Below are 13514 nucleotides of genomic sequence, written 5' to 3' on the forward strand. Positions count from 1 at the left end.
GTGGCTTGTTTTGTTTGGCGACTAATGAGATCGCACAAACTGGACTGAGTTCCCTTCCTCCAGTGATCTACTATTCGGAACAGCTATTTAGAGTTCAACCTGTTTTATATGACAACTCGTTAGTCAGAGACATTGAGAAAGCAAAATCTGATGTGGAGGGTCTTTTATTTTCTCTGGCGTGGGATAAGGCATTTGATTTTTGTGAAAGAATATATTCTCACCTGGCTCAGGATGTTTTTCAGGGTTATGTAACTGTAGAGTTAGTCAAAGAAAAAAGAGATGTTCAAATATATATAGCAAGTGAAATTGAGCGTCTTATTCTTGAGGAAAATTTGGCATTTGAGTTTTCTGATGGTGTTGTGAGACGCCGCGGTCGCAGGCATACAGAAGATAAAGTAACTAGAGCACATGTTGTCATGGGTGATAGTAGGTTAAATGAGTCAAGAAAACATTATACAAAAGCTCTTGATTTTTTCAGAAATCCTACTGCTCCTGATTATGAGAATTGTGTGAAAGAGGCTGTTTGCGCAGTCGAGGCGGCCGGTAAAGCATTATTCCCTGCATCTAAAGCTGCAACTTTAGGTGACTTGGCAAAATGGTTTTTGAAAACTAATGACTATGAAATACCCAAAGCATTGGTAAAAACAATAGAGGGGATTTATGCCTATCGCAGTGGTGGAAATGGAGTGGGACATGGTGGAGCGGAAGGTGGTGTTGCTACTTTAGAGGTGGCTGAATATATTCTCGGTGTTACAGCGTCTCAGATAATATATTTTGTAGAGGTTGAGATGTTAAATGATGAAATTCCATTTTGAATTATCACTGCTAATAAAAACGGCGCCTTTACGGCGCCGTTTTTAATATCACTCAACCCAACCAACATCACTGCAGCAGGGAGATATCCGCGACTTGCAGGAACAGGTTGCGCAGGTTGTTCAGCAGCGCCAGACGGTTGGCCTTGAGGGCTTCGTCGTCGGCCATCACCATCACTTCGTTGAAGAAGGTGTCGACCGGCTCGCGCAGGGCGGCCAGACGGGTGAGGGCAGCCTGATAGTCACCGGCGGCGAACAGCGGGGCCAGTTCGGCTTGCAGTTCGGCAACCTGGGTGGCGAGCGCCTTCTCGGCGGCATCGACCAGCAGTTCCGGTTTGACGGCAGTCGGCAGTTCGCCTTCGACCTTGGCCAGAATGTTGCTCACGCGCTTGTTGGCGGCAGCCAGTGCCAGTGCGGCATCCAGGGTGCGGAAGTGGCTGACGGCCTTGACGCGACGATCGAAGTCGAGCGGACGGGTCGGGCGGCGGGCCAGTACGGCCAGCACCACGTCGGCACCGATGCCTTCGTCCTGATAGGCGGCGCGGAAGCGGCCCAGCATAAAGTCGACCACGTCGGTAACGACGGTTTGGTTGGTCAGCTTGTCGCCGTAGACGCGTACCGCTTCTTCAACCAGTTCAACCAGATCCAAGTCCAGCTGCTTCTCGGTCATGATGCGCAGGGCACCGATGGCGGCGCGACGCAGGGCGAACGGGTCCTTGTCACCCTTCGGCAGCATGCCGATGCCGAAGATACCGGCCAGGGTGTCGAACTTGTCGGCCAGCGCGACGGCGCAGGCAACCAGACCGGACGGCAGGGCATCGCCGGCAAAGCGCGGCATGTACTGCTCGTTGAGGGCCACGGCCACCGCTTCGTCTTCGCCATCGTGACGGGCGTAGTGCATCCCCATGACACCCTGGGTGTCGGTGAACTCGCCGACCATATTGGTCATCAGATCACACTTGGAGAGCAGACCGGCACGCTTGGCCTGAGCCACGTCGGCACCGATGCGCTCGGCGATAAAGCCGGCGACGGTCTCGATGCGCTCGACCTTGGCCTTGACGGTGCCCAGCTGTTGCTGGAACAGCACGGTTTCAAGGCGCGGCAGGCGGGAGGCCAGGGTTTGCTTGAGGTCGGTCTTGAAGAAGAACTCGGCGTCTGAGAGACGGGGGCGAACCACCTTCTCGTTGCCGCTGATGATCTGGCTCGGGTCTTTGGACTCGATGTTGGTGACGAAGATGAACTTCGGCAGCAGCTTGCCGTTCTTGTCGTAGACCGGGAAGTACTTCTGGTCACCCTTCATGGTGTGCACCAGCGCTTCAGCCGGCACGGCCAGGAACTTCTCTTCGAAGTTGGCGGTCAGCACCACCGGCCACTCGACCAGTGCAGTCACTTCTTCCAGCAGGGCGTCGTCCAGATCGGCCACACCACCGAAGGCGGCAGCGGCCGCTTCGGCGTCAGCCTTGATCTTGGCCTTGCGCGCCATGAAGTCGGCAATCACCATGCCGCGCTCCTGCAGGATCTGCGGGTACTGGCTGGCGTTGTCGATGGTGAACTCGGGCTCGCCCATAAAGCGGTGACCGCGGATGGTGCGGGCAGAGTCGATACCCAGAATGTGAGCGGGAACCAGATCCCCATCCAGCAGCAGGGTCACGGTGAAGACCGGACGCACGAACTGGATGGTCTTGTCGCCCCAGCGCATCATTTTCGGGATGGGCAGCTTGGCCAGTGCAGAGGCAACCAGCTCGCCCAGCAGATCTTTGGCCGGACGGCCTTCGACCTTGGCGGTGTGAACCAGCCACTCACCCTTGTCGGTGACCAGACGCTCGGCCTGCTCAACGGTGATGCCGTTGCCACGGGCCCAGCCTTCGGCAGCCTTGGTCGGCTTGCCTTCGGCATCGAACGCCTGAGCCACGGCCGGGCCGCGCTTCTCGACGCTCTTGCTCGGCTGTTCGCCGGCCAGCTCGCTCACTTTCAGCGCCAGACGGCGCGGTGAGGCAAACCACTCGACGTCGCCGAAGGCCAGGTCGGCCTTGGTCAGTTCGGCTTTGAAGTTGTCGGCAAAGGCTTCGGCCAGGGAGCGCAGGGCTTTGGGCGGCAGCTCAGCAGTACCGATCTCTACCAGAAATGTATGTTGTGCCATGTCCGTTCCTTAACCTTGCTTGTTCTCACTGCGCTGACACATCGGGAAGCCCAGCGCTTCGCGGGAGGCGTAATAAGCCTCTGCCACGGCCTTGGTCAGGGTGCGAATGCGCAGGATGTAGCGCTGACGCTCGGTGACCGAGATGGCCTTGCGGGCATCCAGCAGGTTGAAGGAGTGAGCGGCTTTGAGGATGCGCTCGTAGGCAGGCAGCGGCAGCGGTTTTTCCAGTGCCAGCAGATTCTGGGCTTCCTTCTCGTACTGCTCGAAGCAGTGGAACAGGAACTCCACATCGGCGTGTTCGAAGTTGTAGGTGGATTGCTCCACTTCGTTCTGGTGGAACACGTCGCCATAGGTGGTCTTGCCCAGCGGGCCGTCAGACCAGACCAGATCGTAGACGCTGTCTACGCCCTGAATGTACATGGCCAGACGCTCGAGACCGTAGGTGATCTCGCCGGTGACCGGCTTGCACTCGAGGCCGCCAACCTGCTGGAAGTAGGTGAACTGGGTCACTTCCATGCCGTTCAGCCACACTTCCCAACCCAGACCCCAGGCACCCAGCGTCGGGTTTTCCCAGTTGTCTTCCACGAAGCGGATGTCGTGGATTTCAGGATCCATGCCCAGCTCTTTCAGGGAGCCCAGATAGAGTTCCTGAATATTGTCGGGGGAAGGCTTGATGATCACCTGGAACTGGTAGTAGTGCTGCAGGCGGTTCGGGTTTTCACCGTAGCGGCCGTCAGTCGGACGGCGGGACGGTTGCACGTAAGCGCAGGCGATGGGCTCCGGGCCCAGGGCACGCAGACAGGTCATGGGGTGGGAAGTACCGGCACCCACTTCCATATCCAGCGGCTGAATGATGGTACAGCCCTGGCGGGACCAATAGTCCTGCAGCTGCAGGATCAGGCCCTGAAAGGTTTTGACATCGAATTTTTGCATAATTTTTTTCGCGCGAAATGAAAATCAGAGCAAGATTTGCTGAATGTGAACCGAGGGAGTATACCGTCTGGCATGGTCGGATAATAGGCGAAATTGCAGCGGATTCGCGGGATGGTGCTGCGCTCTGGCTGGTCGGGCGGGATGTCCGGTATATGATGTGAGCGATGCCGCCTGCAGAGTGGGCAGGGTCAGGGAAACCGCTGAAATAACGAGGGAGAGGAAATGGAACTGCGCTGCGCCTGGGTGACCAAAGACCCGGAATACATTGAATACCATGACAAACAGTGGGGCAGGCCGGTCTATGACTCCCGCGAGCTGTTTGCCAAGCTCTGCCTTGATGGCCAGCAGGCGGGGCTGTCGTGGATCACCATCCTCAAACGCACCGAGAGCTATTACCGCGCCTATGCCGACTTTGATCCGCTGCGTATCGTGCAGTTCGACGAGCAGGATGTGGAGCGGCTGATGCAGGACACCGGCATTATCCGCAACCGACTCAAGGTGCAATCGATCATCAAAAACGCCCGCGCTTATCTGGCGTTGCAGGAGCAGGGGATCGACTTCGCCGACTACTTGTGGGGATTTGTCGGTGGCGCTCCCATCGTCAACCAGCGCCACGGCAACGGCGATATTCCGGCCACGTCGCCTGAGTCGGATGCCATGTCCAAAGCGCTCAAGAAGCGTGGCTTTACCTTTGTCGGCAGCACCATCTGCTACGCCTTTATGCAGGCGGTGGGGATGGTGAACGATCATCTGGTCAGCTGCCCCTGCCATGCCGAATGCCAGCAGGCCGCCCGCCAGCCCCGCACATAGTTCTGCCAAACCAGCCCCGAAAACAACAATGCCAGTCATGGCTGACTGGCATTGTTGTTTTTGGCAAGGTGAGGGGGGGTTACTTCACCCCCGCCTTGATCATGCAGTCGCTGTACTGCTTGTCCACCCGGAAGATGTGGTTGAGCAGCCAGTTCTTGAGGAAGATGATCATCTCCATATTGCGCTCCTGCTCGTCGCCCCCTTCCCGGCGGATCAGGGCGCCCAGCTCGGCCAGCAGTTTGACGTGCTCCTGCTTGTGGCGTTGCAGATCGGGGTAGCAGGCTTGCTCCATGCTCTTTTCTTCATCGGCAAAGTGCTGGGTCGCCAGCTTGAGCAGCTCGTCCAGCCGCTGTTTGCGCTGCTGGGGCGGACTGTTGTCACGGACCGCGTGGTAGAAGCGGTTCATCGCCTCGAACAGCCCCTGATGCTGGCGGTCCACGCTCGGCACGTTGACCATAAAGGATTCGTTCCAGTGCAGCAGGTCTTGCTCGTTACCATTGTGGGGGTTTGAGTTGACCTCGAACTGATCGCTGACCAGACGGATCTCCTCATTGGCCTGATTGAGATCCCGTGTGTGGGTGCGGCTCTCGCGCGAAAGGTCCAGACACTCGCGGGCGATGTTGGCGACCAGCATGACGTTGCGGTTGGTCTCTTCGGTCACCTTGGCCTGCTGCTCCGCCGCAGTGGCGATCTGGCCGTTCATGTCGGCTACCCGGGTGATCGCCTCGACGATAGAGTTTAGAGTTTCGCCAGTGCCGGCCGCCTGATTGACCGCCTGTTCGCTGACATTGCGGGTGGTGTGCATGGTGTTGACCGCATGGCGGGTGTTGTTCTGCAGCGCCTCGATCCGCTGCTGGATATCGACGGTAGCCGCTTGGGTGCGGATGGCAAGCTGGCGCACCTCGTCGGCCACTACCGCAAAGCCGCGCCCCTGCTCGCCAGCCCGGGCCGCCTCGATGGCCGCGTTGAGGGCCAGCAGGTTGGTCTGTTCCGAGATGGTACGGATCACCTGCAAGATGTTGCCGATCTGGGTGCTCTCCTGATCCAGCTGGGTCACTTCACCGGCGGATTGCTCGATATGGTCGGCGACCTGACGGATCAGGGCGATGGTCTGGCTCACCTGCTGCTGACCATCGTGGGCCTGCTGCTGGGTGAGCAGGGTATCCTGACTGGCTTGTTCGGTATTGTGCTCGATGTTGTGGACGGTAGCGGTCATTTCGTTGATGGCGGCCGCCAGCATGTCGGTGTTTTGCTGGGCTTGCTGCATGCTGTTGAAGGTGCTGCCGGAGTGGTTCATCAGCAGTGCCATCTTGTCATGGGTCTTGTGGGAAACCTGCTGCACCGAGCCGATCAGGCTGTCGATATTGTCGAGGAAGCGGTTGAACACCTTGGCCAGATAGGCGAATTCGTCCTGCCCCTGAATGCGCAGCCGGAAGGTGAGATTGTGGCTGCGATTGGCCAGCTCGACCAGCTGTGCCATCAGTTGCTGCAAGGGCTGCACGGTTTTGAGGTGGATCAGCAGCAGCATCAGCATGATAACGGCCAGGCTGACGAGCAGCAGGATCATATCCTGGCTCTGCAGGGTCTGGTTCTGATTTTCGATGGCGAGCTCCTGCTGCTGCAGTTGTTGCCGCTGCTGTTCGAGCGCCTGTTCGACGGCGCCGGAGATGCTATCGGTCAGTGCATCGAACCCCTGATCCGGCTCCTTCATCAGGCGGTTGCCTGCATCACGTCCCTCTTTGAGATAGGCATCGACCATCCGCTTGCCCACTTCCAGCTGACGGGTCAGCAGGGGGGTGAGGGCACTCTGCAGCCGGGGCAGGGTGTCGAGTAGCTGACGAGCCGCCTGCGCATGCTGCTCTGCCTCGCCGATGGAGTCCTGCTCCCCCGATGCGGCTGCATCGGTGAGGAATTGTTGTACTTGGGTGGTGTGGTAACGCAGCTCCTGCAGCGCTATCTGGACGTTGGTGATCTTGATGACTTCGCTCGGTAGCAGTCCGAGCTGGCTGGTCAATGTGCTGCGCCAGATGTTGCTCAAAATCATGGTCAGCAAGATGATGAGGCTTGCCCCCAGCAGCAGGCGCCGGATCGAAATATTGCGAAGCAGTGAAGACATGGAACCCTCGGATGCCCTATTGACAGTACCTTCAATAGTAGTCAATGGGGCCACCCTACGGCCTTCCTTTAATCACATATCCATTCTCTTCGTCAGGTTTTTCCCTCTGGTTCAGGGAAGATCCAGTTCAATGACCGATACTGCCCTTTTCTGTCCGGTGTGACTCTCTTTCTGCTGACGTCACACCTTGGCACACCTCTGGGGTAGAATGCCGCCCTTCAGTTTATCGAGTTGTTTTTTTGAGGTTTTTTCATGCATTTCAAGACTCTGGTTCCCGCAGTTGCACTGGCCGTTGCCCTGAGTGGCTGTACCACCAACCCCTACACTGGCGAATCCCAGACCTCCAAGGGCGCCTGGGGCGCGCTGGCCGGTGCCGCTGCCGGTGCCGCAGTAGGCGCGCTCTCCTCCAGCAAGGGTGACCGCAAGAAGGGTATCCTGACTGGCGTAGCCGCCGGTGCGGCGCTGGGTGGTGGTATCGGTTACTACATGGATGTGCAGGAGGCCAAGCTGCGCGAGAAGCTGCAGGGCACTGGCGTCAGCGTTACCCGTAATGGCAACGAGCTGATCCTCAACATGCCGAACAATGTCACCTTCGACAGCTCCAGCTCCCAGCTGAAAGCGGCTGGCGCCAACACCCTGTCCGGCGTGGCCATGGTGGTTGCCGAGTTCGACAAGACTCGCCTGAACGTAGTCGGTCACACCGACAGCACAGGTTCCCGCGATCTGAACATGAAGCTCTCCCGTGAGCGCGCCGATGCCGTTGCTGCCCAGCTGATTGGTCAGGGCGTTGCGGGTAGCCGTATCGCTACTACAGGTGTTGGTCCGGATCAGCCGATTGCCACCAACAGCACCGCAGCCGGCAAAGCCCAGAACCGTCGGGTGACCATCACCCTGACACCGACAGCCTAAGCTATCCGGTTTTTGGCAACAAAAAGGCCCCGCCAGTGATGGCGGGGCCTTTTTATTGGTGCCGCTGCAAGCAATGGCACCTTGTTCTTTGCTCCCTGCTCCCCTTGCGGGGGAAGGGCTGGGGGATGAGGGGGATAAGCCTCTTAGACCGCCGCAGTCAGCTGCATTTCCACCTTGTAGCCTTCATGGGCCAGACGGGCCTGTACACAGGCGCGTACCGGTGCGGTGCCAGCCGGGATCCAGGCATCCCACTGCTCGTTGAATGCGGCGATGTCGCCAATGTCTTTGAGATAGATGTTGGCCATCAGGATCTTGTCGACGCCGGAGCCGTTGGCTTCCAGCAGGCGTTGCAGACTGGTCAGCACTTCGCGGGTCTGCTGGTGGATGTCGGCCTCTTCGCTGACGGGGACTTCCACCACATAGAGGGTGCCGTTGTGAATGACGACGTCAGACCAACGCTGGGTGGTGCCGATTCGGGTAATGGTTGTCATGGCGTGCTCCGGGAACGGGGGATTATTGACCCTTGCGGATCAGATAACGGTAGGGTGCCTGCTCTGTCTCGCTGGCGACCAGAGTGTGATCCATAAAGCGGCAGAAACTGGGGATGTCGCGGGTGGTTGAGGGATCGTCGGCACTGACCAGCAGGGTCTCCCCGTCAGTCATCAGCCGCACTTTTTTACGCACCATCATCACAGGTTCCGGGCAACGAAGCCCGATTGCGTCCAACTCGTGAGTTGCATCGCAGAATAAATCACTCATCTATTATCAACCTTCAACCTATTCGGCTGCCAATGATACTCAGGGCTAAAAAATAATCAAACAAACGCCCCATCAACCAGCATATGTAACCGAAATGTTATTCCGCCCTATCCAGCTTGCGCCGGACGAGTAATATAAAAATTGAACCATATTCAACAAGGAGGTGAATATGCAGGTCTCCTACGGCAGATTACAAGCCTATGCAGGCATGGGGTTCTTGTCCTTCGCCATGATAGTGATGGGCAGCCCGATCGGGAATACCGGTACCTGGTTCGGCTCCATGGTGATGGTCGGGTTGGGGCTCTGGATCGAGCTCAGCGATTACTATGACGAGGATGAGGACGAGAACGATCAATCCTGAATCGGATGACGATTCAACAACAAAGGCGGAGCAATTCCGCCTTTGTCATTTCTGCCGTTTGGCAATGTGCCCGGATCAGCGGGTCGAGCGCATCGCCCGCTCCAGATGCAGCGCCGTCTGCTCCGGGTTGGCCTTGGGGTCGTTGAAGAAGTTGCTCAGCACATCGAGGATCGCCTGCCGCATATTGGTCGGCGTCGCCATCCCTTCCGCCATGCTGGGCAGCAGATTGTCCTGCTTTTCCGCCAGCAGGAAATCCTGATAGGAGCGGACGGCGCAGCGGTCGAATTTGCTCATGTCGGGATTGGTCAGCGCCGGGATCGACCCCTTCACTCGATTGAACTCCTCCTGGAATTTTGGCGTCATCAGCAGCTGGGCCAGATCACCCTGCGCCTGCAACTGGGCCGGATCCCGCTGTTTGAACATGGCGATGGAGTCGAGGTTGTAGCTGAACAGTCCGGCGCTACCCGGGCTCGGCAGGCAGGCGATATCCTCACCCGGCCGGTAGTTGCCCGCACTCAGTTCACCCTTCACCCAGTCGCCCATCAACTGCATGGCGGCGCCACCGCTCTCCAGCAGATTGGTGGCCTGATGCCACTTCAGACCAGCGTATTTTTGCGGCACATAGGCGCGCAGTTGCTGGAAACGGGTCAACACCCGCACCATATCGGGGCCGGTCAGGGTGGCGCTGTCCTGTTCGAGGAACGCCTTGCGATAGAATTCTTTTCCGCCCTCACCGAGCGCCACCGTTTCAAACAGTACCGCCAGCTGCCAGGGCTCATTGCCGATGGCGAGCGGGGTGATGCCCCGTTTTTTAAGCTGGTCGGCGACGGTGACAAACTGGGCCCAGCTGGTGGGCGGAGTCAGCTTGTTGCGCTCGAACACCTTGCGGTTGAGCCACAGCCAGTTGACCCGGTGGATGCCGGTGGGCACCGCCATCAGGGCGCCATTCTGGCTGAGGGTAGCACGCACCATGGGCGGCATCTGACTGTACCAGCCGAGGTGTTCGGCCATCGGGCTGAGATCGCGCAAAAAGCCGAGTCCAGCCCACTCCTTGAGCTCGTAACCCTTGAGGTGTGCCGCTTCGGGCGGGTTGGCGGCCAATGCCCGGCTCTTCAATACCGTCATGGCGCTCTTGCCACCTCCGCCCTGCACTGCAAAGTCGTTCCACTGGTTGCCCTGTTTGGTCCACTCGGATTTGAGCACTTCGACCGCTTTCGCTTCGCCGCCGGACGTCCACCAGTGCAGCACTTCCACCTGGGAGGCGGCAACGGGAGCAGAGAGCAGGGCGATGACAGAAAAAGACAACCACTTCATAAGGTTACTGCCTTGGTAGGGAGAGCGTGGCCTGCAGGCCACCTTGCGGACGATTTTCCAGCACCAGATCGCCACCGTGGGCGTGGGCAATGTTGCGGGCGATGCCAAGGCCGAGGCCGGTGCCGGCCTGATCCGTGCTGAGCCGGTAATAGGGCTCGAAGATGCGCTCGAACTGATCGTCCGGCAGGCCGGGGCCCTCATCCATGATAAAGAGGATCAGCATCTCCTCGTCATCCATGATGATGATGCGTACCCGCTGGCCGTACTTGATGCCGTTGTCTACCAGATTGCCGATGCAGCGTTTGAGCGCCAGCAGCTTGCCGCGGTAGGGCCACTTGCAGTGGCCTTCGATGGTCAGCCGCTCGTCGTGCAGGTTCATCGACTCCGCCATCTGCTCAAGCAGGGCATTGATGTCGATCTCCTCGATATTCTCGTGAATGTCGGTCTCTTTGACCGTCTGCAGCGCCCCTTTCACCATCAGCTCCAGCTCGTCGAGATCCTTGTTGAACTTGGCGATTTGTACCTCGTCATCGAGCAGTTCGACCCGTAGCCGCAGCCGGGTGATGGGGGTCTTGAGGTCGTGGGAAATCGAGCTGAACAGCCGCTCTCTATCGTCGATATAGCGGCGAATGCGGTGCTGCATGATGTTGAAGGCGCGGGTGGCCGCCACGATTTCCGATGCTCCTTCCTCTTTGAGCGAAGGCTGGTCGATATCCTTGCCGAGATTCACCGCCGCCTTGGCGAGACGGCGCAGCGGGCGGGTCTGCCAGCGCACCAGCATAAAGGTGAAGAAGCAGAGGAACACCGTCATCAGGGCGATGAAACGCACCTGGTTGCTTGGCATCACGGTATCGTCGAGGGTCATGTAGGGGGCGGGCAGCAGTGCCGCCAGATAGAGCCACTCCCCCTTTTCAATCTCGATCTGGGTCACCAGCACCGGTGGATTGAGCGGTTCCAGCGACAGGGTGTAACGGGCCCAGGAGGAGGGGAGATCCGCCAGCAGGGTGTCGTTGTTGAAGACGTGGAGGTCATCGGGCCGGGAGAAGTCCACCTTGATCGCCATGGCGTCGGAGAGCTTGCGGGTCAGCACTCCCTGAACTTCCTCCAGCACCTGCGTCTTACGTTCGCTGTCGGGGATGGCGTTGATGTGGATCTCTTCCTCGTTGAGCGAGACGAAGAAGCGGCTGCCCCCCATGTTGCGCAGCTGGTCCAGCGCGATGTGGCGATATTGCAGCGGCAGGGATTTGAAGAAGTTGACGGTGGAAGCGGCAGACATGGCGAGGTTGCGGGTGGTGCTGAGCATCCCCTCCAGTTCCCGCTTCTGGATCTGCTGCATCCAGATGCCGGTCAGAATGGTCTGGGAGAGCAGGATGGCCAGCAACAGCAGCAGGATCATCCGTGACAACAGGGAGCGGGGCACCAGCGCCCCCCAGGACCACTTGTTGCTCATGGCAGCTCGTGCACCTCGGCGATCAGCATGTAGCCACTGCCGCGAATGGTCTTGATGATGCGCGGGCTCTTGCCGTTGTCGCCCAGCTTCTGGCGCAGACGGCTGATCTGCACGTCGATACCGCGCTCCATCGGCAGGCTTTCGCGGCCGCGGGTGGCATCCGAGATGGTGTCCCGATCCAGCACCACGCCGGGCTGTTGCAGGAACATGCCGAGCAGCATGGCATCGCTGCCGGAGAGGTCCAGCAGGCTGCCATCGTCATGGGTCAGCTGGTGGCTCAGGGTATCGAGGGTCCACTCGGCAAAACGCAGACGGCGGCTTGGCTCTTTCTCTTTTTCCGGCAGGCGGAATTCGGCGCGGCGCAGCAGCGCCTTGATGCGGGCCTGCAGTTCACGCGGGCTGAACGGCTTGGCGATATAGTCGTCGGCGCCGAGTTCCAGACCGATCACCCGATCCGCTTCGTCGGAGGCGGCGGTCAGCATGATGATGGGCACCTGGGAGTCACGACGGATCTGCTGGCAGAGGGTAAAACCGTCCTCGCCGGGCATCATGATGTCCAGAATAATCAGGTCCGGGCTGTGCTGGGCGAGTTGCTGGCGCATCTCGTTGCCCTCCGCCGCCGTCAATACCTGAAAGCCCGCCCGGGTCAGGTACTCATTGAGCAGCTCGCGGATCTCTTGGTCGTCATCGACGATCAGCAGTTGTTTGCTCATTGACATATGTATGTGCATCCACCCATTTTTTTGTGCAGATTGAACCTGTCGGGGGAGTAAAAAGCAAGCAAGCCCCCTATCTAATGTGAGGTTTAAGGCAATAACAGCCTATTGATAAGATTAAAACGAAAAAAGGCCGACCCAAACGGGACGGCCAACAGACAGCTTCTGACCACTGACGAGCACCCCGTGTGGCGGTCGTCACAGACTTGAAAAGAGGCCAGTCAGATTGGCCCCAAAAAAGGGACAACTCTCAGTAGTGCATCCCGTCGATCCGGCTGGTTATCACACCCGTTCGAATACGGTGGCGATACCCTGACCCAGACCGATACACATGGTGGCAACCCCCAGGGTGGCATCCTTCTCCTCCATCAGATTGATGAGGGTGGTGGAGATGCGGGCGCCGGAGCAGCCGAGCGGGTGGCCCAGCGCAATGGCGCCGCCGTTCAGGTTTACCTTCTCGTCCACCTGATCCTGCAGACCCAGATCCTTCACGCAAGGCAGAGACTGGGCGGCAAACGCCTCGTTCAGCTCGAACAGGTCGATATCACCAACAGTCAGGCCGGCACGTTTGAGCGCCTTCTGGGTCGCCGGTACCGGGCCGTAACCCATGATGGCGGCATCACAGCCAGCGATGGCCATGGCACGTACCTTGGCGCGCGGCGTGAGGCCGAGGGCCTTGGCGCGATCTGCACTCATCACCAGCATGGCGGCGGCGCCATCGGACAGCGCCGAGGAGCTACCGGCGGTGACGGTGCCGTTGACCGGATCAAACACCGGGCGCAGCTGGCTCAGGGTTTCGACCGTGGTCTCCGGGCGGATCACCTCGTCGTAGTCGTAGAAGAAGCGGGCGCCGCTGGCATCATGGCCTTCCAGCCCGACGATCTCCTTGGCAAAACGGCCTTCCACGGTGGCGGCGTGAGCTCGGCGGTGGGAGCGGGCGGCAAACTCGTCCTGCTGCTGACGGCTGATGCCGTGCAGCTTGCCGAGCATTTCGGCGGTCAGCCCCATCATGCCGGAGGCTTTCGCCACCGACTTGGCCATGCCGGGGTGGAAGTCGACGCCGTGGCTCATCGGCACGTGGCCCATGTGCTCGACGCCGCCGATGATGAAGATATCCCCATCACCCACCTGAATGGCGCGGGAGGCGTCGTGCAGCGCCTGCATGGAGGAGCCACACAGGCGGTTGACGGTAAC

Annotated in this window: 13 protein-coding genes; 4 read left to right on the top strand and 9 right to left on the bottom strand. The window is 59.1% G+C overall.

Going from position 1 to position 13514, the window contains the following annotated elements; translation table 11 throughout:
* Positions 1-815: hypothetical protein (locus tag AACS24_RS06625; RefSeq protein ID WP_181364148.1), on the top strand; the 815-nt coding region annotated here is incomplete at its 5' end.
* A 67-nt stretch (positions 816-882) separates the two neighbouring features.
* Here AACS24_RS06625 and glyS read toward each other — a convergent pair.
* On the bottom strand, positions 883-2952 hold the full coding sequence (gene glyS, locus AACS24_RS06630) for a glycine--tRNA ligase subunit beta (protein ID WP_108570588.1): 2070 nt from the start codon (positions 2950-2952) through the stop codon (positions 883-885).
* A 9-nt stretch (positions 2953-2961) separates the two neighbouring features.
* Positions 2962-3885: a glycine--tRNA ligase subunit alpha gene (gene glyQ / locus AACS24_RS06635; RefSeq protein ID WP_005339464.1), complete on the bottom strand. Its 924-nt coding sequence runs from the start codon at positions 3883-3885 to the stop codon at positions 2962-2964.
* 222 nt (positions 3886-4107) lie between these two features.
* Here glyQ and AACS24_RS06640 point away from each other — a divergent pair, with 222 nt between their 5' ends.
* Positions 4108-4695 (top strand): DNA-3-methyladenine glycosylase I, encoded by a 588-nt coding sequence (locus AACS24_RS06640; RefSeq protein WP_108570589.1) that lies wholly within the window; start codon positions 4108-4110, stop codon positions 4693-4695.
* Between the two features lie 79 nt (positions 4696-4774).
* Here AACS24_RS06640 and AACS24_RS06645 read toward each other — a convergent pair whose 3' ends face one another.
* Positions 4775-6811 carry a bacteriohemerythrin gene (locus tag AACS24_RS06645; RefSeq protein WP_108570590.1) on the bottom strand — a complete coding sequence of 679 codons (2037 nt, stop codon included), beginning with the start codon at positions 6809-6811 and terminating at the stop codon, positions 4775-4777.
* 252 nt (positions 6812-7063) lie between these two features.
* On the opposite strand from AACS24_RS06645, the gene AACS24_RS06650 reads away from it, so the two are divergent.
* Positions 7064-7720, top strand: coding sequence for an OmpA family lipoprotein (locus tag AACS24_RS06650; protein ID WP_033112856.1), 657 nt, complete (start codon positions 7064-7066; stop codon positions 7718-7720).
* 143 nt (positions 7721-7863) lie between these two features.
* On the opposite strand, the gene AACS24_RS06655 is transcribed toward AACS24_RS06650, so the two are convergent.
* Together AACS24_RS06655 and tusA are read right to left on the bottom strand one after the other, a co-directional pair.
* Entirely contained in the window at positions 7864-8211 is a 348-nt protein-coding gene (locus tag AACS24_RS06655) for a RidA family protein (protein WP_108570591.1), read from the bottom strand.
* A gap of 22 nt (positions 8212-8233) precedes the next feature.
* On the bottom strand, positions 8234-8479 hold the full coding sequence (gene tusA, locus AACS24_RS06660; protein WP_108570592.1) for a sulfurtransferase TusA: 246 nt from the start codon (positions 8477-8479) through the stop codon (positions 8234-8236).
* A gap of 169 nt (positions 8480-8648) precedes the next feature.
* On the opposite strand from tusA, the gene AACS24_RS06665 reads away from it, so the two are divergent.
* Positions 8649-8840, top strand: coding sequence for a hypothetical protein (locus AACS24_RS06665; protein ID WP_005339471.1), 192 nt, complete (start codon positions 8649-8651; stop codon positions 8838-8840).
* Positions 8841-8915: 75 nt separating this feature from the next.
* On the opposite strand, the gene AACS24_RS06670 is transcribed toward AACS24_RS06665, so the two are convergent.
* The 4 genes from AACS24_RS06670 to fadA form a co-directional block, all read right to left on the bottom strand.
* Positions 8916-10154, bottom strand: a complete 1239-nt coding sequence (locus AACS24_RS06670) for an ABC transporter substrate-binding protein (protein WP_108570593.1) — start codon at positions 10152-10154, stop codon at positions 8916-8918.
* A gap of 4 nt (positions 10155-10158) precedes the next feature.
* Entirely contained in the window at positions 10159-11604 is a 1446-nt protein-coding gene (locus tag AACS24_RS06675) for an ATP-binding protein (protein ID WP_005339474.1), read from the bottom strand.
* The gene (locus AACS24_RS06680; RefSeq protein ID WP_181364149.1) at positions 11601-12323 is read right to left on the bottom strand and encodes a response regulator; all 723 of its coding nucleotides are present in this window, start codon (positions 12321-12323) and stop codon (positions 11601-11603) included. The genes AACS24_RS06675 and AACS24_RS06680 overlap by 4 nt, the downstream gene beginning before the upstream one ends.
* Before the next feature lie 279 nt (positions 12324-12602).
* Positions 12603-13514 (bottom strand): acetyl-CoA C-acyltransferase FadA (gene fadA, locus AACS24_RS06685; RefSeq protein WP_258222896.1); only part of this gene is annotated, 912 nt, incomplete at its 5' end.

This window comes from Aeromonas sp. HMWF016, assembly GCF_963878195.1.
Taxonomy (GTDB): Bacteria; Pseudomonadota; Gammaproteobacteria; order Enterobacterales; family Aeromonadaceae; genus Aeromonas; species Aeromonas lacus.

Coding starts and splice junctions, on each gene's coding strand:
- AACS24_RS06670 (WP_108570593.1), bottom strand. CDS start 10,154: ATGAAGTGGTTGTCTTTTTCTGTCATCGCCCTGCTCTCTGCTCCCGTT.
- AACS24_RS06655 (WP_108570591.1), bottom strand. CDS start 8,211: ATGACAACCATTACCCGAATCGGCACCACCCAGCGTTGGTCTGACGTC.
- AACS24_RS06675 (WP_005339474.1), bottom strand. CDS start 11,604: ATGAGCAACAAGTGGTCCTGGGGGGCGCTGGTGCCCCGCTCCCTGTTG.
- tusA (WP_108570592.1), bottom strand. CDS start 8,479: ATGAGTGATTTATTCTGCGATGCAACTCACGAGTTGGACGCAATCGGG.
- AACS24_RS06645 (WP_108570590.1), bottom strand. CDS start 6,811: ATGTCTTCACTGCTTCGCAATATTTCGATCCGGCGCCTGCTGCTGGGG.
- glyS (WP_108570588.1), bottom strand. CDS start 2,952: ATGGCACAACATACATTTCTGGTAGAGATCGGTACTGCTGAGCTGCCG.
- AACS24_RS06680 (WP_181364149.1), bottom strand. CDS start 12,323: ATGTCAATGAGCAAACAACTGCTGATCGTCGATGACGACCAAGAGATC.
- AACS24_RS06650 (WP_033112856.1), top strand. CDS start 7,064: ATGCATTTCAAGACTCTGGTTCCCGCAGTTGCACTGGCCGTTGCCCTG.
- AACS24_RS06665 (WP_005339471.1), top strand. CDS start 8,649: ATGCAGGTCTCCTACGGCAGATTACAAGCCTATGCAGGCATGGGGTTC.
- glyQ (WP_005339464.1), bottom strand. CDS start 3,885: ATGCAAAAATTCGATGTCAAAACCTTTCAGGGCCTGATCCTGCAGCTG.
- AACS24_RS06640 (WP_108570589.1), top strand. CDS start 4,108: ATGGAACTGCGCTGCGCCTGGGTGACCAAAGACCCGGAATACATTGAA.